Raw genomic sequence first — 24559 nt, 5'->3', positions numbered from 1 at the left:
GTGAGGAGCACAGCCTTGTCTGATCAATACCTCAGCGGTTCCGCTTCTTACGTTTGGCATACGTGTCGCGTCGCTTCTCCGCGTGAAACACAAAGTAGCCGTCAATCTCGTGCACTTCGGTCCCTCCGAAAATGCTCGTCAGCTTCTTCTGGTACCACAGCCGTCGCCGTGTGACCATCACCATCCGTCCGCCGACCTTCAGCCGGTTGAATCCCTTCATGATAAACTGCTTGGCGACCGCAAAATCCTCATGGTAAGGCGGGTTAGAAAGAATCCAGTCGAAGTCGGTCTCCCGGTGATCCTGTAATCCATCGCTCTGCAGAATCGTCACCCCCGCAACCTGGTTCCGTTCAGCGTTCTGTCGAGCCACTTTAATCGCCCGGGCATCGATGTCCGTCATCACCACATTCTCCGACCCCACAATCGAAGCCGCCAGAATTCCCACCACGCCCCAGCCGCATCCCAAATCCAGCACCCGCTCTCCTGGTGCAAACGTCACCGTCGAGAGCATCGCTTCCGTTCCCCGATCCAGATTCTGGGGAGAAAATAATTCCGCCGCAGTTTCAAACTGGAACTGCCGACTATGATAGGTAAGGGAGAATGGCATACAGGTACAACAGGTCTGGAGTTAAGAACGATTTTGTGTTAAGAAACCTTAACATTCGCAGGTCTGGATTCACACTCCAGATTACTGTATCTTCTGTGGAAACATACACATCCGACCTGGATTTCTCCATGGCCCGTCCTGGGTTTCCTGTGATGTAGATTTGATTTTTTCGGCACTGATACCTCAGCGGGCAAGGATCTGGCGTATGGAAAAAGGCGCTCACCCCCATTTCAAACCGGGACTCACCACCTGGATTCTCACGAGTCTGGTGCTGGGGATCTCCTGTGGTTTGTTCTTTGGCGAACTGTGTGCGCCCCTGAAAACGGTCGGCGAGATCTTCATCGGTCTCCTGCAGATGACCGTGCTCCCCTATATCACGCTCTCCCTGATCCTCAACCTCGGACGGATTTCCATCCGTCAGACCAGGCACATGGCCCTTACCGTCGTCAGCCTGATGCTCATCCTCTGGTGCATCGGCCTGTTCACGGTCTGCCTGATGTCGCTCTCCTTTCCCTTCTGGCAGAAAGGCGCCTTCTTCAGTACCAGTATCATCGAAGGCCCCCAGACTGAAAGTCTGTACGATCTGTTTATCCCGGCGAACCCGTTCTTCTCGCTGGCCAATAACGCCGTCCCCGCCGTGGTCCTCTTCTCGATTGGTGTCGGCATCGCCTTGAGCACACTTCCCAAACGCGAACAGCTCCTCGCACCGCTGTCCGTCGCCGTGAATGCGTTGATGAAACTCAACCGCTTCGTCGTGCATCTCTCCCCCTTCGGAGTCTTCGCGATCGTCGCTTACGCCGTCGGTACGCTCCCCTTTGAAAAGTTCGGCCTGCTGCAGGCTTACCTGATTACCTACACCGTCGCCACGCTGATTCTGACCGTCGGCATTCTTCCCATGCTGATCTCCATCTGCACCCCGGTCCGCTACTGGGATGCCCTCCGCGTCTCCCAGCCGGCCGTCATCGCAGCCTTCGTCCTCAGCAGTACCTTCGCCGTCCTCCCCATCATTGTGGAATCGGCGCGGGAAATCCTCGAACGCTATAAGCTGGAAAAAGATGAAACCGGCGGTTCGCCCGACGTGTTGATTCCCCTCGTCTTTCCCTTTCCCGACCTGGGACGTATCGTCGGTCTGATCTTCATTCCCTTTTCCGCCTGGTTCTATGGCTCCAGCCTGATGCCCGATCAGTACCCCAAGTTTCTCGCCCTGGGCATGGCCGGCTCCTTCGCTAAGCCCGCGGTCACCATCCCCTGGCTGCTCGACCTGATGCATATCCCGCACGACATCTTCCAGCTCTACCTCGCGGTCGGCGTCTATACCACCCGCCTGGGCGATGCGCTGCGTTCGGTCTACCTCTTTTCCTTCGCAATCCTCACAGCAGCTTCGCTCTCGGGCACACTCAAGGTGCAGTGGAAACGCTTTTTCGTCTACACAACGCTCTCGCTGGTCATGGCAGGCATTGTCATCGCCAGCATTCATACCGTCCTCGAATATACATTCAAAAACCTTTACCAGTCCAAAGCGATGATCGCCGACCGCCAGTTGCTCTTCCCCGGCGTCAAGGAAACCATCCTCAAAGCATCGGCTCCCAACCCGGACCCGATCCAGCCCGGCGAAACGCGTATCGACCGCATCCGCAAACGTGGCAAGATCCGGCTCGGCTTCGACGCTAAACGGCTGCCGTTTTCCTACTTCAACGATCGTGGCGAACTCGTCGGCTTCGACATCGACATGGCCCATCGCCTGGCCCTCGACCTCGGCGTCGATATCGAGTTCGTTCCTTTCACACCCCAGACCCTCGTCAAACAGTTGAATGCAGACCACTTCGACCTCGCCATGTCCGGACTGGAAGGCACCATCGAACGGGCGACCGCCTTCCCCGTCGCCGATTCTTACATGGACGTCACCCTCGCCATGGTCCTGCACGACTACCGCAAAGTCGAGTTCCTCGAATTCGAGAAACTCCGGCATTCCCCCGACCTCAAAATCGCCGTGGTCGCCAACAGCTTCTTTGACGAAAAAGCACACACATTCTTCCCCAACGCCAGCTTCGTCTCCATCAATTCCGAGGAAGACTTCTTCGAAGAAAAAGCCGACGGCGCTGACCTGCTGGTCACCAGCGCCGAAGCCGGTGCCGCCTGGACGCTCCTCTATCCCGAGTTCTCCGTCATCAACCCCCTCAAGAAAAATGTGAAGGTCCCCATGTATTACCTGGGCGCCCACGACATCGAATTCGAAGAATTCATGGAAGTCTGGCTCGAACTCAAAAAGAAGGAAGGCGTCTTCGATGAACTCTACAACTACTGGATCCTCGGCAAAGATATTAAAGACGCCGAACCCCGCTGGTCCATCATCCGCAACGTCCTGCAATGGGTAGACTGAATCCAGAATCAGCATCGCCACTACTCCATCACCTCCTCTGAGCGGCAAGGCCCTAGCCGCCGGTAATTTTTGGCGACGCTGCAGATAACACGGGTGGCGAGTGCCATTCCGCTCAGAAATTTTTCGTGCTTTTCGTGGTTCATAAAATTTCTCGCCCTCCATGGTTCCTTCCCAGATTTCCCCCCACACGTCCCCCTTTCCCTGCTATACTGTACACACATGAATTGATCCGTCATTGTTCAATCGATCCGTCAGGAACCAGCCATGTCCGTTCGTCTGATCCTCAGCCTCACACTCCTGTTCTGTCTGACCTCCCCAACTTTGAGTACCGCTACCGACCCCGACCCAACCCCCGTAGCAAAGCGCGAACTCAATCCCGCGGAAACCGAACACGCGCTGCAACTCCTCGCAGAGGAACTCACCAAAAATCTCGACGCCATCCACACCTGGCAGGGAGCATACCAGTTCAGGGACGAATCCAATTTTGAAAATCCCCGCAGCACTACCGGCGGCCGTACCTGGCGCACCATTCAGGGGCAGTACACCTTCTGGCTGGATGAAATCCAGGACCGCCTGCGAGTCAACTTTAACAAAACCGAAAAACCCAACGAGTTCAACCAGTTCGGAACGCCGGAACCTGTCAAAATCGACAGCCCCACCAACAATCAGCGAATTGTCATCGGCACGGACTTGTACGAACTCTCTGAAGAACGCTTCGCCTCCGTCAAAGGCTTCCCCAATCATCTCTTGAAGCAGACCCGGGCTGGACGTGTTCTCTTCCGCAAATTTCGATTTGAATCTGAAGACAATAGTCACTTCTTCGATCCTCGCGATCTGTTCGGCGGCGAAGCTTATACTTCCGTCAGAAACCCTCAGATCTACCTCTCCGTACTCCGGGGCGAACATGGTGAAGAACTGCAACAGAAATACGACCGTCAACTTTCCATCACCGAACTCCAGGGCGAGGACGGTCAGAAACAGTATCAGTTCAAACTAAAGTACACACCCAGCAATCCCGATGGAATTCCCCGTTACAAGATGACGACTTATGACTCCCAGGCGGGATGGAACGTCACCCGCTACGAAGAACTTCTCGGCTCCAGAGTCATCCATAAACGCACCATTCTCTACAAAAACGTCGATGGCATTTACCTGCCCCAGGAAGTCGACATCGCCCATTTTAAACAGGACCGCGGCCGTCGGGCAGACCCTTATCATCGCCAGAACTTCAAACTGGTCGAATCAAAACTCAACCAGCCTCTCGATACAAATCTGTTCGAAATCAAATCACTCGAGTTGAAACCTGGCGAACGCATCGTCGACCAGATCCGCGGCAAAGCCTTCGTCCAATACGAAGACCGCCTGGTCCCCGCCAGCCAGTTTCCCCTGTTAATCAAATAGACTCGAATCACATTCCACATCCCAACGCTCCAGTATTTTCGTGTCTTTCGTGCTTTTCGTGGTTCCAAATCCTCATTCCCCTGATCCATTTCCCACCTGAATATCCCCGCACCACTGCCCCACATCCACGACACAAACTGAACTTGATTCCCTCCCGCCGATCCCTATCTTTCCCCCCTGGCTCGCGCGCGAGACGGGTCTATGAGCACCGAAACACAGCCCACCACTGACACAGCAGCACCTGAATCTCCGTCGTTTTTCAGTATAGATCCACCTGTTTTCTGAGAACCGGTTCCCCAGAAACAGGTATCCCAAACGAGACAAAATCAGGCCACATCGGGACAAATCCCGGGCCAGACCAGGACAAAATCCGGTCACATCAGGACAAAATTCTGTCTTGACCTCCCCGTGCCATTCACGATGATTCCAAAACATCAAACATCCCTCCAGCCACACACAACACGAGGGGCGGCCCCATACGCCTACCCGCTTGATAAAACAAAACACCCACACACCGTGAGCGGCAAGGCGCTAGCCGCCGGTAATTTTTAGCGACGCTGCAGATAACACCGGTGGCTAGCGCCATTCCGCTCAGAAAAAATACAGGGGTAAACCCGAACTAAATCCGGGCCAAGCGCAACGTGCAGGAGACCACAGCCCCCGCGATCAAAACAGCTCATCTCCACGAATTATAAAACATCGGCACCAGCCACACCCAGCTGAATATCAGACACTGCACTGATCAGCATCCAACCACAAAACCAGCGACCTACTGAAACTCTTTCATGTTTTAAGTGCCGTCCGTGGTAGATATAAATTCATGGAAGCACAGCATTTCGCAGCCTCCCACCCCGCAATCTCACGAAAAGTCCAGGCAACGATACAACTTTATGATATTATGCACCTGGACCACATCCAACCTCCTCAGAGGTGTGAGCAGACGATGCATCAACCAGCCCCTCAAGACCCCGACACACCTGACCTGCCAGACCAGGACCTGAACCACTTACGGCGATCTCTCATCGGCGCGGCTGCCGGTGCCACACTTCCCGTGCTGGCCGGATTCTATTTCGTCTACCAGTTCTCAGCCTACACAGCCACTTTACCTCCCGGCACCGCAGCATGTGGCACGCCGTTACTCCTCCCACTTTGTCTCTTCTTTTTCGTCGCACCAGTCATGGCACTCATCGGCGGCGTAATCGCAGCACTCTTACCCTGAATAAAACCAACACAAGTGAGCGGAAAGGCGCTAGCCACCGGTACTATATCCAACGTCGCAAAAATTACCGGCGGCTAGCGCCTTGCCGCTCAGGAGAAAGAACCAGGGGTAAGTCAGAATAATATTCAGACCAAGCGCAGCAAGCAGGAACCGTACCGTGTTATCGCCGAAAAGAAATCAGCATTAACTGACCAGCATCCAATCACATAACCAGCGCCAACACGAAATTTCTTAAGTGTTTTTCGTGCCGACCGTGGTTCATTATTTTCAAGCCAATTGCCGTCACCGCCACACAATGCAGATCAAAAACCATTCACTGCCCAGACCGTTCGAAATGAATGTGACCTGATAATCGATACTGATTTTGGTTTTCCAAGTAATTCTTCCTTGAAGAAATTTTCCTTGGGGGAGCTGGAACGAAAAGCAGAAATACAAAATATCCACTCCTGTGGATATTGCCACGGCCAGCGAGCCGAACCCTCTGACCTGAAGACTTTCATTCCTCTTTCAGGAACGGTTTCAGGACTATAATTAGCTGCAAAATCATCCGAGCACCACTCTCCCGTAAAGAGTCCATACAGACCAAATTGATTGGCTTTAAAATCAATCTCTTTATCAAATTCTTCTGAAACATACTGTTCCAGCAATTCTGGGGCTGGTACTTCATCCCCAAAATAAAACAACGATTGAGTGCCTCCTCTGCAACAGTATTCCCATTCCACTTCCGTGGGTAATCTGGCACCAATACTGTGCAGAAATACTTCCGTTTCTTCATATTTCAGATTAACGGGATTTCCATGTGCATACTTCGCATCAGGATATTCAGAACCTGTGACGCTCTTATAATGCCGAGGAAGAACGGGATAAACGGAAATGAACAGGGAGCGGACAGACTCCTCATGAGTGGGACGCATGCAGTCAGGATCCAGGTCTATCTCCGGAGCCAGTTTTTTAAATTGGGCCTCTTCTTCCGGGCTGAATCCCATGACGTAACGGCCCGATGGTATGAACTTCACTTCGATCTGAGAATCGATGTGTTGAAAAGTGGGAAGCAGGTCTCCCTGCTTCCCCAGACCCAGAAACCGGAATCTGGGATTTTCTTTCTCGATCTGAGCACAAATTTCACTCTGTCCTGCTTCATCCAATTCCAAATATTCCGTCAGATCCATCAGAGGTTATTCTCCACTCATCACCAGTAGTTTAATTTGATTCAACACACTACTGTATTTCTTTCGTGCTTTTCGTGCCGACCGTGGTAGCAAATAATCCGTGCCACCAGACGTTTCGCGGTCCATCTCACTTCGGATAAACCCCCACACGTTTCGCCCACGCCTCCCACTGTGACTTCAGATCATCCACCACCGCGCGCCTCCGTTCCGCCAGGTCATTCAGCTCCGTACGATCTGCCTTCACATCGTACAGCTCCCACTTCTGTGGCTGATACCCCTTGAATGGCGATACACCCCGTCCCACCAGCTTCCAGTCACCGGAACGCACGAACGCGTTACTCTCGTGCTCGATGAAGATCGGTCGCCCCCGTTCCAGCGGCTTTCCCGTCAGCGCCGGACGCAGTGAAATACCATCCAGCGTATGAATTTTGTTGCCGGCGAACGTTTCCGGATAGTCAGCCCCGGCCACATCGAGCAACGTCGGCATCACGTCAATCAGCTGGGCCGGGCTCGTGTACCACTCGGCGCGCGGCTGAATCTGCGCCGGCCAGTGCATCAGGAACGGCGTCGACGTTCCCCCCTCATGCGCGAAATGCTTATACAACCGGAAAGGCGTGTTCGACGCATTCGCCCACGCTTTCCCGTAACTGTTGCTGTGCTCCAGATTCCGTTTCTCGACATCCCGAAACTCACCCCGACCAAGCACACCCCCTTCTGCACAACCTCCGTTGTCTGCGAGGAACAGAATCAGCGTATTCTCCAGCTGATCATGCGCCTTGAGCCAGTCCACCAGCTTGCCGATGTTCTGATCGATCCGATCGATCATCGCCGCATAAATCGCCATCTTCAGATCCATCTCGTCCTGCTTCTCAGGCTTCAACGTCTCCCAGGCCGGCACCTCTGCATCACGGGGCGAAAGCTTCGTCTCCGCAGAAATCAGCCCCAGCTGTTTCTGTTTCGTCAGCCGGCGCTGACGGAGTTCATCCCAGCCGATCCGGTATTTACCCCGATACTTTTTGATCTCCTCCTCATGCGCCTGTAGCGGCCAGTGCGGCGCCGTATAGGCCAGGTACAGAAAGTACGGATCCGTTTTCTGTTTTGCGTTTTCCTGATGTTCCTTGAGAAAACGAATCGCGTAATCGGTGAAAGCGTCGGTCGTATAAAACGGACGATCCGTCGTGCTCTCCGGATTCTCGATATCCTGGTTGCCGAAGGTCATCCCCCGCGGCGCCACCGGATGGAAATACCGCGTCGCCCCCGAAACACAACCGAAATATTTTTCGAACCCCCGTTGCAATGGCCAGCGATCCTGGTCATTAAAACCCAGGTGCCATTTCCCCGCCATGTAAGTCGCATAGCCGGCTGTCCCCAGCACTTCACCTAAAGTCACACATTGACGATTCAGATACCCCTGGTAAGCCGGCGGTTTGGAATAGCCCCGCGTCTGATTCGGCGGATTCGTCATCCAGCCAATTCCTGTCTGATGCGGATGCAGTCCCGTCATCAACGTCGCCCGTGTCGGACAGCAGCGTCCCGAATTATAAAACTGCGAGAACCGCACGCCCCCCGCTGCCAGGGCATCAATGTTCGGCGTTTCAATCTCGCTGCCGTAACAGCCGAGATCGGAGAAACCCATATCGTCGACCATGATCAAAATGATATTCGGTCGCTCGGCTTGCGCCGCCTCCACCACAGGCACATGCCACCACAGCAGACCACTAAGACAAACGAGCGCGTTCCAGAGTTTCATGTCAGGCTTTCTATTTGTAATCGTTTCCCTGGCTGCTGTTTTCACACGATTTGATCCAGGTATCCAGGTCGCGTTGATACTGTTTCACCAGGTCGGGGTGGTCCTGCGAAACGTCAGTCGTCTCGCCCGGGTCTGCCAGCAAATCAAACAACTGATATTTTTCTTTGGCCCCTTTCCCCGTGCGTAACAGCTTATAGCGATGCGTCATCCAGGCCGCGTTGTTTTGAAACTGAAAGCCAATCGGCCAGCCCCGTTCCTGCTGCTTCTGCTCAATAATTCGCAGCAGATTGATCCCGTCCAGCGGCCACTTGCCATAAGGCACCAGCCCGACTGCAGAGTAAATCGTCTGCAGATAATCGCTGGTGACCATCGGAAAACTGGTTTCGGTCCCCGCCTCGATTTTTGCGGGCCAGACCACCAGCGCCGGCACCCGGATGCCCCCTTCGGTCAGATCGCGTTTGCGACCCCGGAACGGTCCCGATGATCCAGGGGCACTCGCATTCCCTTCCGGCCCATTGTCCGAGCAGAACCAGATCAGCGTATGATCTGAAAGTGAAGACGATTTCAATTCAGCCCTGAGCCGTCCCACCTGCTCATCCATGGCGGTGATGCTGCCATAGTAGTTCGCGTGGTAGAGATCAGCGTCGGGGTACATGGCCCGATAACGGGGACCCGCAACCACCGGCAGATGCGGCGTATGAAACCAGATCACGCAGAAAAACGGTTTGTGATCTTTCACACTCTGTTTGACGAAGGGGATCACGCGGTCCATAATCACGCGCGAATCATCGCCGCTGAGATTGTCCTTCACGATCTCGCCCGCTTCGTTCCAATAGTGGGTCCCATACGGCTGACTCGGACTCTCTTCCGTGAGCGCGGCCCAACCCTTCGAGGGCGCTTTCCCTTTTGGTTTTCGCATCGGATCCCAGGTGGGCACTTTCGCTTCGGTCGAGAAGCAGACTTCAAATCCGTTTTCCCAGGGGGGCGCATAGTGTTCCGTATTCTGGGGGCCGCCCCGATTCGAATCGCGAACCGTTTTCGACAACGTTCCCAGATGCCATTTGCCGAAATGCCCCGTACGATAGCCGGCCGCTTGCAGCGACTCCGCCAGTGTCTGCTCACCCGGTTTCATATGACCGGTATTCGCATGCACGATCCCGTAGCGGAACGGGTTCCGTCCCGTGAGACAGCTCCCCCGCGTCGGACTGCACACCGGAGCCGCCGCGTAAAACCGCTTGAGAATCATCCCGTCCCGCGCCATCGCATCCAGGTGCGGCGTTTTGATGATCTTATTCCCGTTGAAGCCGGTATCTCCCCAGCCCAGATCATCGCACATGATCAGAATCACATTGGGATGTATCGCTGCATCAGCAGACAATGCAGTCAGACAGACGACCAGACAGGTCAGAGCAGCAAAGATTGTCCGAACCATAAACAGGTACCCCATCCTGAGCGGAATGGCGCTAGCCACCGGTATTATCAACAGCCCTGTCACACACAACCGGCGGCTAGCGCCTTGCCGCTCAGTTGATGGAATAATCTTGCCTGACAGATTTCAGTAGATTACTTGAGTTCTATAGGTTAATAGTTTTCCAGTACCATTCTTAAATAAGTTCCCGTCCTGCGATCGGCTGAGGCCGTCACTAGAGATAACGGACATTCCGTTTTCTTTCCATCGGTTAGAACTGGAAGTGCATAAAATGCAATTTTTGGATCATCCAGACGAATGCTCCACTTGCCCCCATGCGACTTTCGAAATGCTTCGCCAACATAGCATGCAGCATTATTCACGCGTTGACTTTCAGATTTTACAAGTGCTGCCCTGGTATCCTCATAATTTGAGAGGATCCATTTCTCGACTACATCTAACGATTCAGGGGAATAATCTAGAAGACGTTGTTCTTCTTCTGGAAATTCTGACATAAACATTTCGAGAAAGTCATCCATCGATGCAAGCCAGTATTCAAAATCTTCTCTACTTTTCTGCATTGAATGATCCATCTTTTCTCTCCATCAATCCACGAATCATCCTGTTTACTCTGTAAAAGATAACAGCCCCCTGTTTTTTGTTTTCGTGTCTTTCGTGCTTTTCGTGGTAGTCATCAATTCCGCGCAATTCGTGGTTCAAACCTTACGACCACAACGAACGGAAATACTTCGCATCGACGGCCGTCTGGGCCAGGCATTCCTGCGTGCTCAACTCTTTCCAGCTGTGCCGGCCCTTGTACTCACTGTGCAGCGAGAAGATCCCTTCGTAACCCAGCTTCCGCAGTACATCCACGTATTCAGGAATCGGTGAAATGCCGTCCGCCACGGGAACCGTTTTGACTTCCCATTTCTGATGGCCTTTCTTATCGCGGCCTTCACCCCGTTCCCAGGCAAAGTTCTTCACCGCACACAATGAGATCCAGGGAGCCAGCAGATCGAGGCCCTGCCGCCAGCCATCGCCACTCCCCTCTTTGACCATGTGCAGCATATCCACGTACGCCCCGACTTCCTGCGGCGAGTAATCCTGGATCAGCTGATACAGCTGCGTTCCATGTGAAGGCAGAAACGCATTCGAGTGCACGTGCACGCAGGGCAGAATCTCATACTTCTGACACAGCTTCGCAACGTTGCCGATTTTTTTCGTTGTCTCTTTCAGCTGCTGGGCCAGCGTGCCGAACGGCTTGTAGCGGTAATAGCCGATCTTGATCCGGTCGATGCCCTGTTCCTGCGCAGTCGCCAGAATCCGTTCGGCGTTTTTGTCGGGCTCTTCAATCATCGTCGTCAGAAACAGGATCTTCACACCCGCCTCTTTCGCCGCAGTACATGCCTGCGGCAGTTCCTGCTCGGCATTCTCGGGCAGGATGTGCCCCTTGGGGCGCACGGTCAGATCGAGTCCGTCCAGGCCGATCGACTTGAACGCTTTACACACCTCGGGAATCGGCATGTCCTGAAAGCTCTTCGTGAACGCCCCCAGTTGATAGCCGCCCGCTGACTTCTCTTTTTTTGTCTCTCCCGCCTGCACAGACGCGGATTCGCTTGCGCCGCCGGCCAGCATGGTGCCCGCCAGAGCCGAGAGAGACGCCTGTTTCAGAAAATCCCGTCGGGGAAGCCGATTATGAGGGTGGGGAGTATTCCGCATGTTGAAAACCTTCTTTATGATCAGTTGTCGGGTAGAATTCGAGGGAGATCTTTATATAGAGTATGATCACCGTTCGACCCATTTTCTACCGGTATTGACCGTTTTACTGTAATCCCAAAAGAACCACTGTCCGCATGTCTGAGCCGCTCACCCTGATCGCCACGTCCACCTTTGGCCTCGAAGCCGTCGTCGCCCGCGAACTGAAGCAGCTGGGCTACGAAGACCAGACCGTCGAAAACGGTCGCGTCATGTTCCAGGCGGATAAAGCAGCGATCTGCCGCTGCAATCTCTGGCTCCGCAGTGCCGACCGCATCCTGATCTGCCTCGGCGAATTTACGGCTCTCGACTTCGACGATCTCTTTGACGAAACCCGCGACCTGGAATGGGAACGCTGGCTGCCCCCCTCCGCGCGCTTTCCCGTGCGGGCCACCGCGGTCCGCTCCAAAATCAACAGCGCCAAAAACTCGCAGAAGATGGTCAAGAAAGCGATCGCCGAGCGTCTCAAGGATCATTACATCAAAGACTGGTTCCCCGAAGACGGTCCCATGTACTCGGTCAGCGTCTCGATCCTCAAAGATCGCGCTACGCTCTGCATCGATACTACAGGCCCCGGTCTGCACAAGCGCGGCTATCGTAAACTCACCGCCGGTGCCCAGCTCAAAGAGACTCTTGCCGCCGGTCTGATTCAGCTCAGCTACTGGAACAACGAACGCGCCCTGGTCGATCCCTGTTGTGGTTCGGGTACGATTCCCATCGAAGCCGCCCTCATCGGCACCAACACCGCCCCCGGTCTCAACCGCAGCTTCGTCGCGGAAGAGTGGCACAAAATTCCCGCCGAACTCTGGGAACAGGCCCGCGAAGAAGCCCGCGACCTGCAGGACCTCGACGCTCTCTCATTCCGTCTGCAGGGTTACGACATTGATCCCGGCATGATCCGCATGGCCCGCTACCACGCTCGCGAAGCGGGTGTCGATGAGCTCGTCCATTTTCAGGATCAGCCGGTCGCCGAATTCAGCACGCCCCGCAAGTACGGCTGCATCATCACCAACCCCCCTTACGGTGAACGACTCGGCGAGAAGGAAGAGGCCGAGGTCATCTATCGCCAGATGAAAGAGGTCTTCGCGCCCCTGGATACCTGGTCGATCTACGTGCTCACCTCGCATCCCGGTTTCGAACGCATCTTCGACCGCAAAGCCCGTCGCCGCAAGCTGTATAACGGTCGCATCGAATGCACCTACTACCAGTTTCCCGGGCCACCCCCGCCACGCAAAAGATCACCCTGGGACGACGCGACGAATGCGGATTCAGAGTCTACATCGGAAACAGACGCCGACACCCCGGCTGACGACACAACCGACTCCGCCGACTGAAGTCAGCTGGACCACATATTACGGATGTTCTTGCGAATGTCCTCGGCCGTCGTTTCGATCTGCGCCTCTTCGGGCGTATCCAGATCCTCGGCGTTAAACGCAGGCCGCCGCTGAAACAGGGGGAGCGTCTTTGAAGAAATGAACCGCGTCAGCTGCGCGTAACTGTGTGCCTGGTTCCAGCGCCGGTTCTGGAAATACTGCCGATGTGGAAAACAGACATAAAGCCAGTTCTTCGCCCGCGTGAGCGCCACGTAGAACAGCCGGCGTTCCTCGTCGATCTCATCATTGCTCTCCAGCGACATCTCGGAAGGAATGCTGCCGTCCGCCGCCTGCAGCACATAGACCGCGTCCCACTCGAGTCCTTTCGAGGAATGAATCGTACTCAGTACCAGGAAGTCGTCGTCCGTCTTACTGCTGTCGTTGGCAATGTCCTGCGTCGAACTGGGTGGATCGAGGGTGATCTCTTCCAGGAAACTCATCCGGCTGCTGAACCGGCTGGCGACCTGCTCCAGCTGTTCCAGATCGCGCTGGCGGGCCGGCCCGTTGTCGTACTGCTGATCGAGCAGGGGACTGTAAAAGGTCCGCACCTGGTGTACTTCGGATGAGATCCCTTTTTTCTCGGACTGCGGCGATGACAGGTTCTTCATCAGCCGAATGAATAAAGGCCAGTGCTCGACCGTCGCCGCCGGTGGTTTGAATTCCGACCAGGCATCAAAGCGAAACCCGGATTCCGCCAGCAGGTTGAGCAGCTGCTGTGCCTTCTTCTGACCGATGCCCGGCAGCAATGTCAGCACCCGCAGACCGGAAACCGCATCGCGGGGGTTCTCCGCCAGTCGCAGATACGCCATCAGGTCTTTGACGTGTGCCGTTTCAATGAACTTCAATCCGCCGTACTTGTGATACGCAATGTTCCGCCGGGCCAGTTCGACTTCCAGCGCGAGACTGTGATGCGAAGCCCGGAACAGCACCGCCTGCTGATTCAGGGGAATGCCCGCCTCCAGGTGTTCGAGTACCTGCGTCACCACGAAGTCGGCCTGCTCGTTATTGTCGCTGCAGTCCACCAGAATCGGTGGCTCGCCGGCAATCTTCGACGACCAGAGTTTCTTCTCGTAGCGCTCATGCGCTTCGTCGATGATCTGATTCGTCGCCGCCAGGATCGGCTGCGTGCTGCGGTAGTTCTCTTCCAGCGTAACCACCGTCGTCCCCGGATACTCTTCGGGAAAATCGAGGATGTTCCGCACCGTTGCCGCCCGGAAGGAATAGATCGACTGGGCGTCGTCGCCCACGACCGTCAGACCTGCTCCATCGGGACAGAGATTTTTCAGGATGCCCGACTGCAGCACGTTTGTGTCCTGGTACTCGTCGACCAGCACCGCTTCGAACTGACCTCGCAGCAGTTTGCCTCCCGCGGGATCGGAGGAGAGCGCGTGCCAGAAAAGGAGCAGATCGTCATAGTCGAGAATGTTCTGCTGCTCCTTGCGATCAACGAACGCCTGAAACAGCTGCTTGAGTGCCTCTACATGCTCCAGACACCAGGGGTAATACCGTTCGAGTACCGGCTCCAGCTTGAGGCAGGTATTCACACAGCGGCTGTAGATTTCGACCAGCGTCCCTTTACGGGGAAACTTGGCCACATTGTTTCCCAGTTCGAGTTCACTTCGTAGTGAACTCATCAGGTCTTCGGCGTCGCTGCGATCGATGATCGTAAAGTCATCCGGCAGACCGATCGACTGACCGTAGCGTCTCAGCAGACGCGCCGCCGTGGAGTGGAACGTGCCTCCCCAGATGCTCCGCGACCGGGCAGAGGCGGCGTGTTCGCGACTGTCGCCCATCGCCCGCAGCAGTGCATCGACGCGGCGGACCATCTCATTCGCGGCTCTGCGGGAGAAGGTCAGCAACAGAATCCGGCTCGGATCGATGCCCTGCGAAATCAGCCAGGCCACCCGGTGTGAAAGCGTGGTCGTCTTTCCCGTTCCCGCACCGGCGATGATCAACAGCGAACCGCTATCGTGACAGGCCGCCGCCCGTTGCTGGGGGTTCAGCTGCGCGAACAGGTCTTCAATGTGTTGCGGAATCTCTGACATCCGTGCCTCATCGGGGTCGAACGAAGTATAAAACGAAACTCAACCCTATTTTCGCGGCACAGACGATGATCGCAAGGGGCGGCCGCCAAAATTGTGCAGAACGACCGTTTTTCCCTGCGTTCAGGCTCGTTTACAGCTCACGCAAACGCACATTCCGATAGTGCACCTGGTTCACCAGGTTCCCATGAATCTGCAGTGCGATGATTCCCTTCAGCGGAATCTGCGGGTCTTGTTCGACATAATCGACCGTCTGCACCCCGTTGATCCAGAGCTGAATCCGCGGCCCCTGGCAGCGAATCCGATATGTATTCCAGTCATTCATCCGGACGGGCAGATCGCGAATCTCTTTGGGCGGACCGGCCAGAATTTTCCGTCGACGGGATTCGTCATACAGACACCCCCAGTACCCGGTCCCCAGGTCTGCCTGGAAACCACTGACTTCGTGATCGTCGGGAATCTCTGCAGTACGAATCTGCACACCCGCGTTGGTCTTCTCGCCCAGCAGCTTGAATTCCAGCATCAGTTCGAAGTCTTCGTACTCTTTATCGGAACGCAGAAACTCGTTCTGCTTGACCTTCTCCGTCAGGCTGCCGGCGACGATCTCACCATCTTCAATCCGGAAGATCTCCCTGTTTCCATGCCAGCCGTTAAATGTTTTCCCATCGTACAGCGGCTGAAACCCGAGTGCCTGCTCTTCCTGCGCCGCCTGGGCACTGATGCGTTCCAGCTGCTGTTCCGCCCGCTGTTTGAGACCCGCGTTGTCTGTCGTTGTGATCACCTGCTGTAACGCATCTCGCAGCAGTGTGTTCTCGATCGGCGTTCCCCGTTCGGCCCACGAAACAATCGTCGCGGACGCGGCAACGTTCAGATCTTTCTCCTTGAGCAGATTGATGGTGAAGTTGACCGCTTCGGGAGTCGGATAACGCCGCAGCACTTCAAACACGAGCTTCTTCTCATCGTTCCGCTCCGCATTCGCGAGCGTGTTACGACAGACTTCCAGCCGTTCGGCCGGCGTCATATTCAACTGCCGGGCCACCCGGATGTATCCCCGCAGTGCACGGATTTTATATTTGCGATTCTCCAGCGACTGCGCCAGATCGAGCAGCGGCGGCGCGACATCAATCGTCACCCATTTGCCCAGCAGGTCGGTCGCTGTGTTCTGTAAGGCATCTTCATTCGAACGAGCTGCCGCCACCATTGTTTTCAAAGCGGTCTCGCCGCCAATGGCCGCCAGCTGATTCAGGATCAGCTGCTGTTGTTCTATCGACGCCCCGTCCATCGCCTGTGCCAGCGTCTGGGCTGTCTCTTCGAGTGGCAGCCGGGCACAGGCCGCTTTAAGGGCATCGCTGATCGCAACATCACCGGGATTCTTCACCGCCAACGCAATCAGCTTCGGCAGATCGTCCGAAGACGTCGTCCCACCCAGTGCCTGGATAGCGGCCTGTTTGACTTCCGGATTCGAGTGACCCACCAGCTGATAGACAGCGGGAGTCAACGAACTCAGCCGACAATCACCGGCCAGTTGTAGTCCCGCCAGTTGCTGAGAGAGTGCCTCACTCTCGACCAGCTTCCGGGTACTCTCTTCAATCGCGGACTGCACTTTGTCAGCCGTTTGACTGCCGTTCATTTTCCCAATCGTATCTGCAGTCGCCTCGGTCAGAGCAGAAGGATTCTGCTTGAGTTTTCCAAACAAAGCACCGAGCACCTGCAGCTGTTCGTCAGCCTTCAACACAGACACCAGCTCACCCAGCGAGAGAACCGCCTGTAGTTGTAATGTTTCACTCTCACTTTTCAGCGCCTGCTGAATCAAAGGCAGGGCACCCGCATTTTTAGACTGACTCAGCGCGGCAATCACGAGTCCCTTCCGCTCGTCAGACAGCTCCGGATAGACGGCCACTAACGTCGACGACGCTTCCGGTCCCATCTTACGTGCTGCCTGCAGACCAGCCCGGAATCGCGCCAGGTCGTCGGCTTTGACTGTTTTCGCTAACAGGTCGAAGCCATCCTTGCCCAGCAGCACGATCGCCCGCTGCGTCGCCGCCAGGTTGACGTTCTCCGGCAGATCCGCCTGCAACACCACTTCCGTCAGCTCGACTGCCTCCCCCTTGTTGCTGTCAGCCAGCGAACGGGCACACATCAACAGGGCAAACGCGACTTCCTGCTTCACCGCACCCCGGTCGGTTCCCAGTGATTGTTTCAACGCAGCCGCCGCATCGCTTGTACCAATCGCCCCCAGGGCATGCGCTGCCGCGATCGCGACTTTCGGATTATCATTCGCCAGCAGTTTCGCCAGTTCAGCGGTCGCCCCTTTGTCTCTCCGTTTTGCCAGTGAATTGATCACCCCTACCAGCTGGTCCCCTTTGACCGTCTTGAGAGCCGCTTCCAGAGCCTGGTCGGCAGCGTCAGCCGGGATATTCTCCAGAGCCGAACGGGCGTAGGTCGCCAGTTTTTCATCACCGAGATATTTGGCAATCGCAGGCACCGCCTTCGCATCGCCAATCGCCGCCAGTCGGCGACAGGCCATCGCTTTGTCGTAAGTGGAAGCATCGGAATTAAGAACGTTGACCAGCCGGGTTGCTTCCGAATCGGATTGGTCCGCGGCGGACACCAGGTTGGCTGAAGAGAACAGACTGATAGAAAGAATTGTGAGCAGACAGAATCTGAACGAGAACATGAGTGAGGATCCCTCAGGTGCTGAAGTAGTTAAAGCTGATTCAGGAAAACGGATGACGACGGTCAGCGGCGTAGACTAAACGGTCCACGGCTCCCGCATGGCGCGGCTCCGCATGCGGTTCGCTTCATCGTCATTCACGAATTCTTCTTTGACCGGGTCGAACTGCAGTTTGCGACCCAGCTTCCAGGCAATCGCCGCCGCGTGGCAGGCGATGTGCGAACGGGCCATCACGTCTTCATTCGCAGCTGGCTGCGAACGGGTTTTCACACAGTTAAAGAAATCACGCACATGGAACTTGGGCGACGTTCCCGGAATCGCACTCGGCGAGGGCAGGGAGGCCCGCAACCGGTTCGAGGAAACCGCCGTCTGTCCCGAGTCGCCAGTTTCGACCCAGCCTTCTTCCCCTTCGAAACGGACCGGACAGGTCCCCAGACCCATCCAGCCATTCCGCCGCATGACCAGCTTCACGCCGTTTTCGTAGACGCACTCGATCACATTGTCGTTGGGCACATCCATCGGTTCATAGGTCACGGGCATCGTGTCATCCGCTTCCAGCGCCCACTGGCAGATATCCAGCGTGTGCGCGCCCCAGTCAAGCAGCTTGGCCCCGGAATCGAAATCGTAATGACCGCGCCAGGCACCATCCACATAGGCATGGTTATAAGGACGCCACGGTGCCGGGCCGAGCCACATGTTCCAGTCGACTACTTCCGGATCGGGTTCGGGTTCGGCAGGCAGCCAGTCGTGACGATCGATCAACTGGTAGATCGAAGCGTGTACGGTATGAATCTTCCCCAGCTGACCCGACTGCGCCAGGTGCGCCGCGTGCGCGAAGTTCGACACATTCCGCCGCTGCGTCCCCGCCTGAAATACACGGCCGGTACGCTGAATCGTCTGCTGCAGCTTGCGGGCCAGTTCGATCGAAATCGCACACGGCTTCTCGGAATACACGTCTTTCCCCGCTTCTGCAGCCATCATTGAAGCGGTCGCGTGCCAGCGGTCCCCCGTGGCAATCAGCACGGCGTCAATGTCATCCCGCGCGAGCAGCTCGCGAAAATCGCGATAGGTTTCGCATTTCTGATCGCCGTTGGCTTTGTCGGCCATTTCCTTTACGGTCTTCCGCTGATCTGCACGCACATCGGCGATCGCCACAAACTGCACATCGGGCTGTTCGAGCATGTGGCTCAGCACGTAGCCACCCCGTCGACGAATGCCAATCCCCCCCAGGATGATTCGCTCACTGGGAGCAACGGTGCCATTCAGGCCCAACGCGGTGCCGGGAATGATCAGGGGGGCAGAAAAGACCGTGCTGGCGGCCGCAGCGGTTTTAATAAAGTCACGACGATTAAGCGCACTGGAATTCGTCATCGGTTTCTCCTCAAAAGCCATCTGAGAACAGGCTGAGTTCGGGTATGTCGTCTCTGTGAGAGTACCAAAGGATGGAAACAGGCGGGATGCTGTTTCATTTATTGTAATGGTCCCGGCGGCGTGCGTCTCTGAAATTGGCCCCATTTTGTGCAGATTTGACGCTTTCCAAACTTAAGGAAACTTATAAATACCTTGATTCGTTCCTCCTCCCGCCGAACCGATTTTGCCCTCGAATTGTCCCTCTGCTATGATGCTCCCGCCCGACGACTGCTATCTCCTTTTCCCTGTGAAAGACGAACCATGGGACAACGTTTTAACGAACTCTCCGAAAAACTGATCGACTTCATCAACGACCAGCGGCTGTTCTTCGTCGGCACTGCCACCGCCGACAGCCGCATCAATGTCTCCCCCAAAGGGATGGACTCGTTCCGCGTCCTGGGCCCCAACCGCGTGATCTGGCTCAACATGACCGGCAGCGGCAACGAAACCTCGGCCCACATTCAGCAGGACGGCCGTATGACCATCATGTTCTGTGCCTTCACCGGCAAACCTTTGATCCTTCGGCTCTACGGACAGGCCCGCGTGGTCCATCCGTATGACAGCGACTGGACGGAACTCGCCGCCCACTTCCCCCCGAACCCCGGCGCCCGCCAGGTCTTCGATATGCAGGTCGATCTGGTCCAGACCTCCTGCGGCATGGGTGTCCCCTTCTACGATTATGTCGAGGAACGAGAACAGCTCACCACCTGGGCCACCAAACAGGGACCGGAAGGCGTGCAAAAATACTGGCACGACAAAAACCAGCAAAGCCTGGACGGCATTCCCACCCACATCCTGAAAGACCAGTAATGCTCGGCATGGTTCCCGCCGGCTACCTAGCCAAGCGCGTCGCGACAGAGACCAGTTGGCTCGCCAACGATCAGGTCGAGGACATTTACGCGCTCAGCAACTGCATCTCCGACGACTTCGCAGACTACACTGAATTCTGGAAACACAACGGCTTCTGGCTCTTCAATTCCCCCGCAGTCCTCCGCGATCTGGCAGAGGAAGCGGGCCTCGATCTGACGGGAACCAAGCTGTTCTATTACGAAGTCTTTGAGCAGGAGTACCATGAAACAGGTCACTGGCAACCCGTCCTGCCAGAGGACTCTCTGCACACCGATGTCCAGATCCCCTCAGCAAAACAGTTGGAAGGTTTTGATATCGTCACCTTCTACCAGAGTCCTGTCCCGGAATGCTCCTGCCTCTCCTGTAACCACATGGCAGAAATCGTCCCCGTCAATCGCCACTGCCTGCTGCAAACCTTCGAGGAAGCATATACCCTCTTGTCCGCAGACGTTTTCAAAGACTGCGAACCAGGCCCCAATCGCATCTTTGCCGTCTACTCTCTGATAGAACAATAAACGGGGTGGCCCGAATGCAATTCGGGCCGAGCGCAGCCCCGGTTTCTCACACGGTTGCCACTCCATAAATGCTCCCCAATATGAATTACACATGAATCATCTTGACCGCGGCTCCGCGGCCCGATAAACATTCACTCAGACCATGTCACTCCGCCCCCGAACCCTATAAGTAAACATCGACCACCCGGAGTAAAGCTGCTTGAAATTCTTAACCACACCACACATCCGCCTTCCCTTTACCGGCCTGCTGTTCCTGGTCAGCCTCTGCCTGCAGGCGCTGCCCGTGCGTGCGGAAGTCACGCTGATCCCTTCCGGCAAGGCCAGCATCTGGAAATATTACGACGCCGCCACTCCGCCCCGGGCCGACTGGATGTTGTCGACCTTCGATGACCAGCCCTGGTCGTCCGGCCCCGCACCGCTCGGCTTTGGTGAACCGGGAATCAACACACCCGCAGGCGCGGGCACCGATCCGCAGCACCGACAAATCACCGCCTACTTCCGGCACACCTTTACGGTTCCCGCCGACTCCGGCCTCCGCCAGCTGGTCCTGTTGATCCGCAGCGATGACGGCGTCGTCGTCTACCTCAATGGCACCGAGATCGCCCGCAACAATCTGCCCGCCGGACAGGTCACTCCACAGACCACCGCCGTCAATGCCCTGGGAGGCGTGCTGGAGCGACTCTATCAACGCTTCACAATCCCGGCAGACAGCCTCAAGGCCGGCACCAATCTGCTCGCGGTAGAACTGCATCAGGCGAACCCCCGCAGCACCGATCTGTATCTGGACCTGATACTCCGCGGCTATCAGAGTGCCGCCGAACTGCGGCCCATCCTCAAAACCGAACAGCAACAGGCAGCCCGCGATTATCACACGCAACATTACATCGCTCCCCAGCTCAAAATCCTGGACGGCTACATTGACGGCGGTCGAGGCATGCAGGTCGATCCCCGGGGACAGACCCGCTCCCGTCGGGAGCTGATCATCGTCGACCGTCAGCGGGATCCCTCTCTCCAGAAACATCTGGAGTTCGCCCGCTCCCAGGAGGTCATGTCGCTGCCGCCGGAGAAACGGGCGCTGAAGCTCGCCCAGTACATTGACCAGAGCATGTCGCTGGATCAGCAGAACCGAGCCACCATGGCAGCGGTCGTCCTGCTGACAGACGAGTACGCCAACCAGGGCGTCCTGATCGGCGAAGTGACCCAGCTCTGCGGCGCCGGCGTCTGTCGACATCGGGCGCTGCTCTTCAAGGTCCTCGCCGATGAAGCAGGCCTCGATGTCGCCCTCGTGCGCGGCAACTACGGAGACGCCACCCGCCACGCCGGACATGCCTGGAACGAACTGCACCTCAAAGACGGCCGGCGTCTGATTGTCGATGTGATGCACCGCCGCGTCGAACCACTGACCCCCACCGGCTCTCCGATCACCGCCCGCTACCTGACCATCGACAACAAACCCTGGTACGGCACGAAAGAACCAGAGACAGAGACTCCCCCCACCGAATCAGAATAATACTTCAGAGGAGCCCCCCCAAAGCTCTCCCCCCTCCACCGGGTGGGCTCGAATACAATTCGAGCCGAGCGCAGCGAGCAAGAGGTCTTAGAGAAAGCAATCCTGCACAAAACAGTCGCCCCAGTTTTTATTCACGTAGACTGCCGGCAAGCCAAATTAGTCGCAGGACATTAGCCCCGGTTGAAACGACTTTGCTATGCACCGTTCGAAATTAAAAAGACCGGGTAGCCCCGAATGCAATTCGGGGTTGTCACAGACAACAGGAAACTGTCAGAGCACGCGCAGAATCCGGAAAGCGTTCACCGACCTCTGTCGATTCCTGTATCACCGTTTCATTCCACATCCAGCGATCACACAGTCAGTTTCCTGCTCGCTGCGCTCGGCCCGAATTTTATTCGAGCCCACCCCCCTGATTCGCTTGAATGTGTTTAAAAGGTCCCCCACCCATTCACGGTACCGGACCCCAGATCTTTTCCAGCAGCGCAAACATCCGCGGGTCGTGTGTCTTCAGTTCCGCGCGGACGAACGGATAAAAATCGTTCACGCCGAAATACGCCTCGGTTGACTCGGCGAAATACTCCTTGTGGTTGTTCATCCCGTAGTGCTGCACCGTCTGCCCGGTGTGTGACAGTACCTTTTCATACAGGCCGCCTTCTTTCGCAGCATCGTAAACCGCAATTACCTCGGGCTGATCGAAACTCAAGACCTGATCGTGATAGGCGTGTGCCAGCTCATGCAGGACTACATACGGATGCTGAGCCCACATGTTCCGGGCGAACAACTGTGCGGCCACCGGAATATGCACGTGCTTCGCCAACCGCGGATCATGTCCGTTTGCGACGAGCCAGGCCCGGTTGGGATGGTACTGCATGCGATCCAGTTGCGGATGCTTCAGCTCCAACCAGATCCGCACCTCCTGTAACTGCTTGACCCGTTCCGCAGGCACGATGAACTTCACCCGCTGCAAATGGTTCCCCAGCGCCGCGAGTGCCTGCGCTCCCACCTGCGCATGCGGCTCAGAAAACAGCGCAGGATCGACGTCCACCTGCCAACCTTCCACTTCCCGTTCCACCGGATCAAACGACGGAGCAGGGGAGTCTGCCGGTAACGGCGAACATACCAGGCTCCAACCGACAGTCACCACAATCAATGTCAGCCAGCCAGCAACCGTCCGCGAGAAAGTTTGACAATGCCGCATCAGAGGGCCCTTTTGTCTAAATGCAGGAATTCACAGAGGTTTCGATTTTAATGGCTCCACAGCAGGAACGAAACGCAATCCGATTTCCGGTTTTCCCACTGGCATCCCACAGACGAACGTCTAAAATGAGTTCAGACGCGTCCACTTCCTGAAACGTCTTTGAGTTGCCCTGTCATGAATCTTGAAACCCAGACCGAATCGACCCCGAAACCTCCGCGCTCCTGGCGGCAGTCGCTGCCCGGCGGACTGCTGGATAAACCGCAAAACGGAAAACAGATGCTCGTTTATTATGTCTCACGTGTGCTCGCCTTTTATGTCATCGCAATGCTGGTACTCATGCTCGCGCAGCGGCGACTCATTTATCAGCCGACCCGCGTCCCCGAACTTTCGACAGATCAGACCGCTGCCCCATACGGCATTATCCATGAAATCACCACCACGACCAACGACGGCCTGGACCTCAAAGGCTGGCACTATCTCGCGGGACAGGTCGCCTGTACCGACCAGGGGGAGTGCGATGCGGAACTGGCCAAAGGCCGCCCCGTGGTAATCCTGCTGCACGGCAATGGAGGCAACCGCCTGCATCGCGTGGAAACCTGCCGTCTGCTGGCCAGCCTGAACCTGCACGTCTTCGCCTTTGACTATCGAGGCTACGCCGAAAACCCGGGCAGTCCCTCGCAAACCGGACTGCTCAACGATGCCCGCGCTTTCTGGAAATACGCGGTCCGCGAACGCAAGGTCGACCCGGGGCGGATCATCCTCATGGGAGAATCGCTGGGAGGCGGCGTCGCCACATTACTTGCCAGCGAACTCTGCGAACAGCATACGCCACCGGCCGGACTGATTCTGCGTTCTACCTTCAGCTCCATGGTCGATGCGGCCTCGCACCACTATCCCTGGGTGCCTGTCTCCTGGCTGCTCTGGGATCAGTATCCCAGCCAGGCGGTCATCCCGAACATCGTCTGCCCGCTGCTGGTCATCCATGGCACCGAAGACGAAATCGTCCCCTACAAGCTCGGTAAAAAACTGTTCGACGCCGCACCGGCTTCCTCGGAGACCGGGATTCCCAAGCAGCTGGTCACCATCGAGCGGGGCAGCCATAACGGGCTGATGTATGAAGCACGCCTCAGACTCAGGGACGCCTACGACGATTTCACCCGCGAACTGTTTCCGGCAGTAACCAATCACTGAGTTGGTCTTAAAGCTTCCACAACCCGAGTTGAGATTTCTCTGTTTTTTTTGCAAACAACGGATGAAAGCGGGCCACTACACCGGTTAAACTGAAGCTCTTGAGTATTT

18 protein-coding genes are annotated in these 24559 nt (G+C 56.1%); 8 read left to right on the top strand and 10 right to left on the bottom strand.

Annotated features, from left to right (window positions below; genetic code table 11):
* Window positions 1-31: 31 nt before the first annotated feature.
* Window positions 32-607 (bottom strand): class I SAM-dependent methyltransferase, encoded by a 576-nt coding sequence (locus F1728_RS14660; protein WP_155364740.1) that lies wholly within the window; start codon window positions 605-607, stop codon window positions 32-34.
* 205 nt (window positions 608-812) lie between these two features.
* On the opposite strand from F1728_RS14660, the gene F1728_RS14655 reads away from it, so the two are divergent.
* From F1728_RS14655 to F1728_RS14645, 3 genes are all read left to right on the top strand, one after another.
* Entirely contained in the window at window positions 813-2987 is a 2175-nt protein-coding gene (locus F1728_RS14655) for a cation:dicarboxylate symporter family transporter (RefSeq protein ID WP_155364739.1), read from the top strand.
* 264 nt (window positions 2988-3251) lie between these two features.
* Window positions 3252-4388: a hypothetical protein gene (locus F1728_RS14650; protein ID WP_155364738.1), complete on the top strand. Its 1137-nt coding sequence runs from the start codon at window positions 3252-3254 to the stop codon at window positions 4386-4388.
* Window positions 4389-5331: 943 nt separating this feature from the next.
* Window positions 5332-5607, top strand: coding sequence for a hypothetical protein (locus F1728_RS14645; RefSeq protein WP_155364737.1), 276 nt, complete (start codon window positions 5332-5334; stop codon window positions 5605-5607).
* A gap of 302 nt (window positions 5608-5909) precedes the next feature.
* Here F1728_RS14645 and F1728_RS14640 read toward each other — a convergent pair whose 3' ends face one another.
* The 5 genes from F1728_RS14640 to F1728_RS14620 all read right to left on the bottom strand — a co-directional run bounded on the left by F1728_RS14640 (window position 5910) and on the right by F1728_RS14620 (window position 11653).
* Window positions 5910-6776 carry a formylglycine-generating enzyme family protein gene (locus F1728_RS14640; RefSeq protein WP_155364736.1) on the bottom strand — a complete coding sequence of 289 codons (867 nt, stop codon included), beginning with the start codon at window positions 6774-6776 and terminating at the stop codon, window positions 5910-5912.
* A gap of 127 nt (window positions 6777-6903) precedes the next feature.
* Window positions 6904-8526, bottom strand: a complete 1623-nt coding sequence (locus F1728_RS14635; RefSeq protein WP_155364735.1) for an arylsulfatase — start codon at window positions 8524-8526, stop codon at window positions 6904-6906.
* Between the two features lie 10 nt (window positions 8527-8536).
* A complete protein-coding gene (locus F1728_RS14630) occupies window positions 8537-9958 on the bottom strand; it encodes a sulfatase family protein (protein WP_155364734.1) in 1422 nt (473 codons plus the stop codon).
* 149 nt (window positions 9959-10107) lie between these two features.
* On the bottom strand, window positions 10108-10527 hold the full coding sequence (locus F1728_RS14625; protein WP_228030760.1) for a vWA domain-containing protein: 420 nt from the start codon (window positions 10525-10527) through the stop codon (window positions 10108-10110).
* Window positions 10528-10657: 130 nt separating this feature from the next.
* Window positions 10658-11653 carry a TIM barrel protein gene (locus F1728_RS14620; RefSeq protein WP_155364733.1) on the bottom strand — a complete coding sequence of 332 codons (996 nt, stop codon included), beginning with the start codon at window positions 11651-11653 and terminating at the stop codon, window positions 10658-10660.
* Window positions 11654-11787: 134 nt separating this feature from the next.
* On the opposite strand from F1728_RS14620, the gene F1728_RS14615 reads away from it, so the two are divergent.
* Window positions 11788-13023: a THUMP domain-containing class I SAM-dependent RNA methyltransferase gene (locus tag F1728_RS14615; protein WP_155364732.1), complete on the top strand. Its 1236-nt coding sequence runs from the start codon at window positions 11788-11790 to the stop codon at window positions 13021-13023.
* 2 nt (window positions 13024-13025) lie between these two features.
* Here the strand turns inward: F1728_RS14615 and F1728_RS14610 are convergent, their stop codons facing one another.
* The 3 genes from F1728_RS14610 to F1728_RS14600 form a co-directional block, all read right to left on the bottom strand.
* Window positions 13026-15107 carry an ATP-dependent helicase gene (locus F1728_RS14610; protein ID WP_155364731.1) on the bottom strand — a complete coding sequence of 694 codons (2082 nt, stop codon included), beginning with the start codon at window positions 15105-15107 and terminating at the stop codon, window positions 13026-13028.
* A gap of 130 nt (window positions 15108-15237) precedes the next feature.
* Window positions 15238-17781 (bottom strand): family 16 glycoside hydrolase, encoded by a 2544-nt coding sequence (locus tag F1728_RS14605; RefSeq protein ID WP_155364730.1) that lies wholly within the window; start codon window positions 17779-17781, stop codon window positions 15238-15240.
* Between the two features lie 75 nt (window positions 17782-17856).
* A complete protein-coding gene (locus F1728_RS14600; protein WP_145443318.1) occupies window positions 17857-19149 on the bottom strand; it encodes a Gfo/Idh/MocA family protein in 1293 nt (430 codons plus the stop codon).
* A gap of 300 nt (window positions 19150-19449) precedes the next feature.
* Between F1728_RS14600 and F1728_RS14595 the strand changes: the two genes are divergently transcribed.
* The 3 genes from F1728_RS14595 (at window position 19450) to F1728_RS14585 (ending at window position 22062) form a co-directional block, all read left to right on the top strand.
* Entirely contained in the window at window positions 19450-19998 is a 549-nt protein-coding gene (locus F1728_RS14595) for a pyridoxamine 5'-phosphate oxidase family protein (protein ID WP_155367392.1), read from the top strand.
* Window positions 19998-20552, top strand: a complete 555-nt coding sequence (locus tag F1728_RS14590) for a hypothetical protein (RefSeq protein ID WP_228030758.1) — start codon at window positions 19998-20000, stop codon at window positions 20550-20552. The genes F1728_RS14595 and F1728_RS14590 overlap by 1 nt, the downstream gene beginning before the upstream one ends.
* A 199-nt stretch (window positions 20553-20751) precedes the next feature.
* Window positions 20752-22062, top strand: a complete 1311-nt coding sequence (locus tag F1728_RS14585; RefSeq protein WP_155364729.1) for an EDR1-related protein — start codon at window positions 20752-20754, stop codon at window positions 22060-22062.
* Between the two features lie 448 nt (window positions 22063-22510).
* On the opposite strand, the gene F1728_RS14580 is transcribed toward F1728_RS14585, so the two are convergent.
* The gene (locus tag F1728_RS14580) at window positions 22511-23260 is read right to left on the bottom strand and encodes a metallopeptidase (RefSeq protein WP_194242828.1); all 750 of its coding nucleotides are present in this window, start codon (window positions 23258-23260) and stop codon (window positions 22511-22513) included.
* Between the two features lie 174 nt (window positions 23261-23434).
* Between F1728_RS14580 and F1728_RS14575 the strand changes: the two genes are divergently transcribed.
* Window positions 23435-24451 carry an alpha/beta hydrolase gene (locus tag F1728_RS14575; protein WP_155364728.1) on the top strand — a complete coding sequence of 339 codons (1017 nt, stop codon included), beginning with the start codon at window positions 23435-23437 and terminating at the stop codon, window positions 24449-24451.
* Window positions 24452-24559 lie beyond the last annotated feature (108 nt).

Origin of the sequence: Gimesia benthica (genome assembly GCF_009720525.1) — a bacterium.
In the GTDB taxonomy this organism is placed as follows: Bacteria; Planctomycetota; Planctomycetia; order Planctomycetales; family Planctomycetaceae; genus Gimesia; species Gimesia benthica.
The sequence above is the reverse complement of the archived record's forward strand: the minus strand, read 5'-3'. Positions and strand labels throughout refer to the sequence as shown.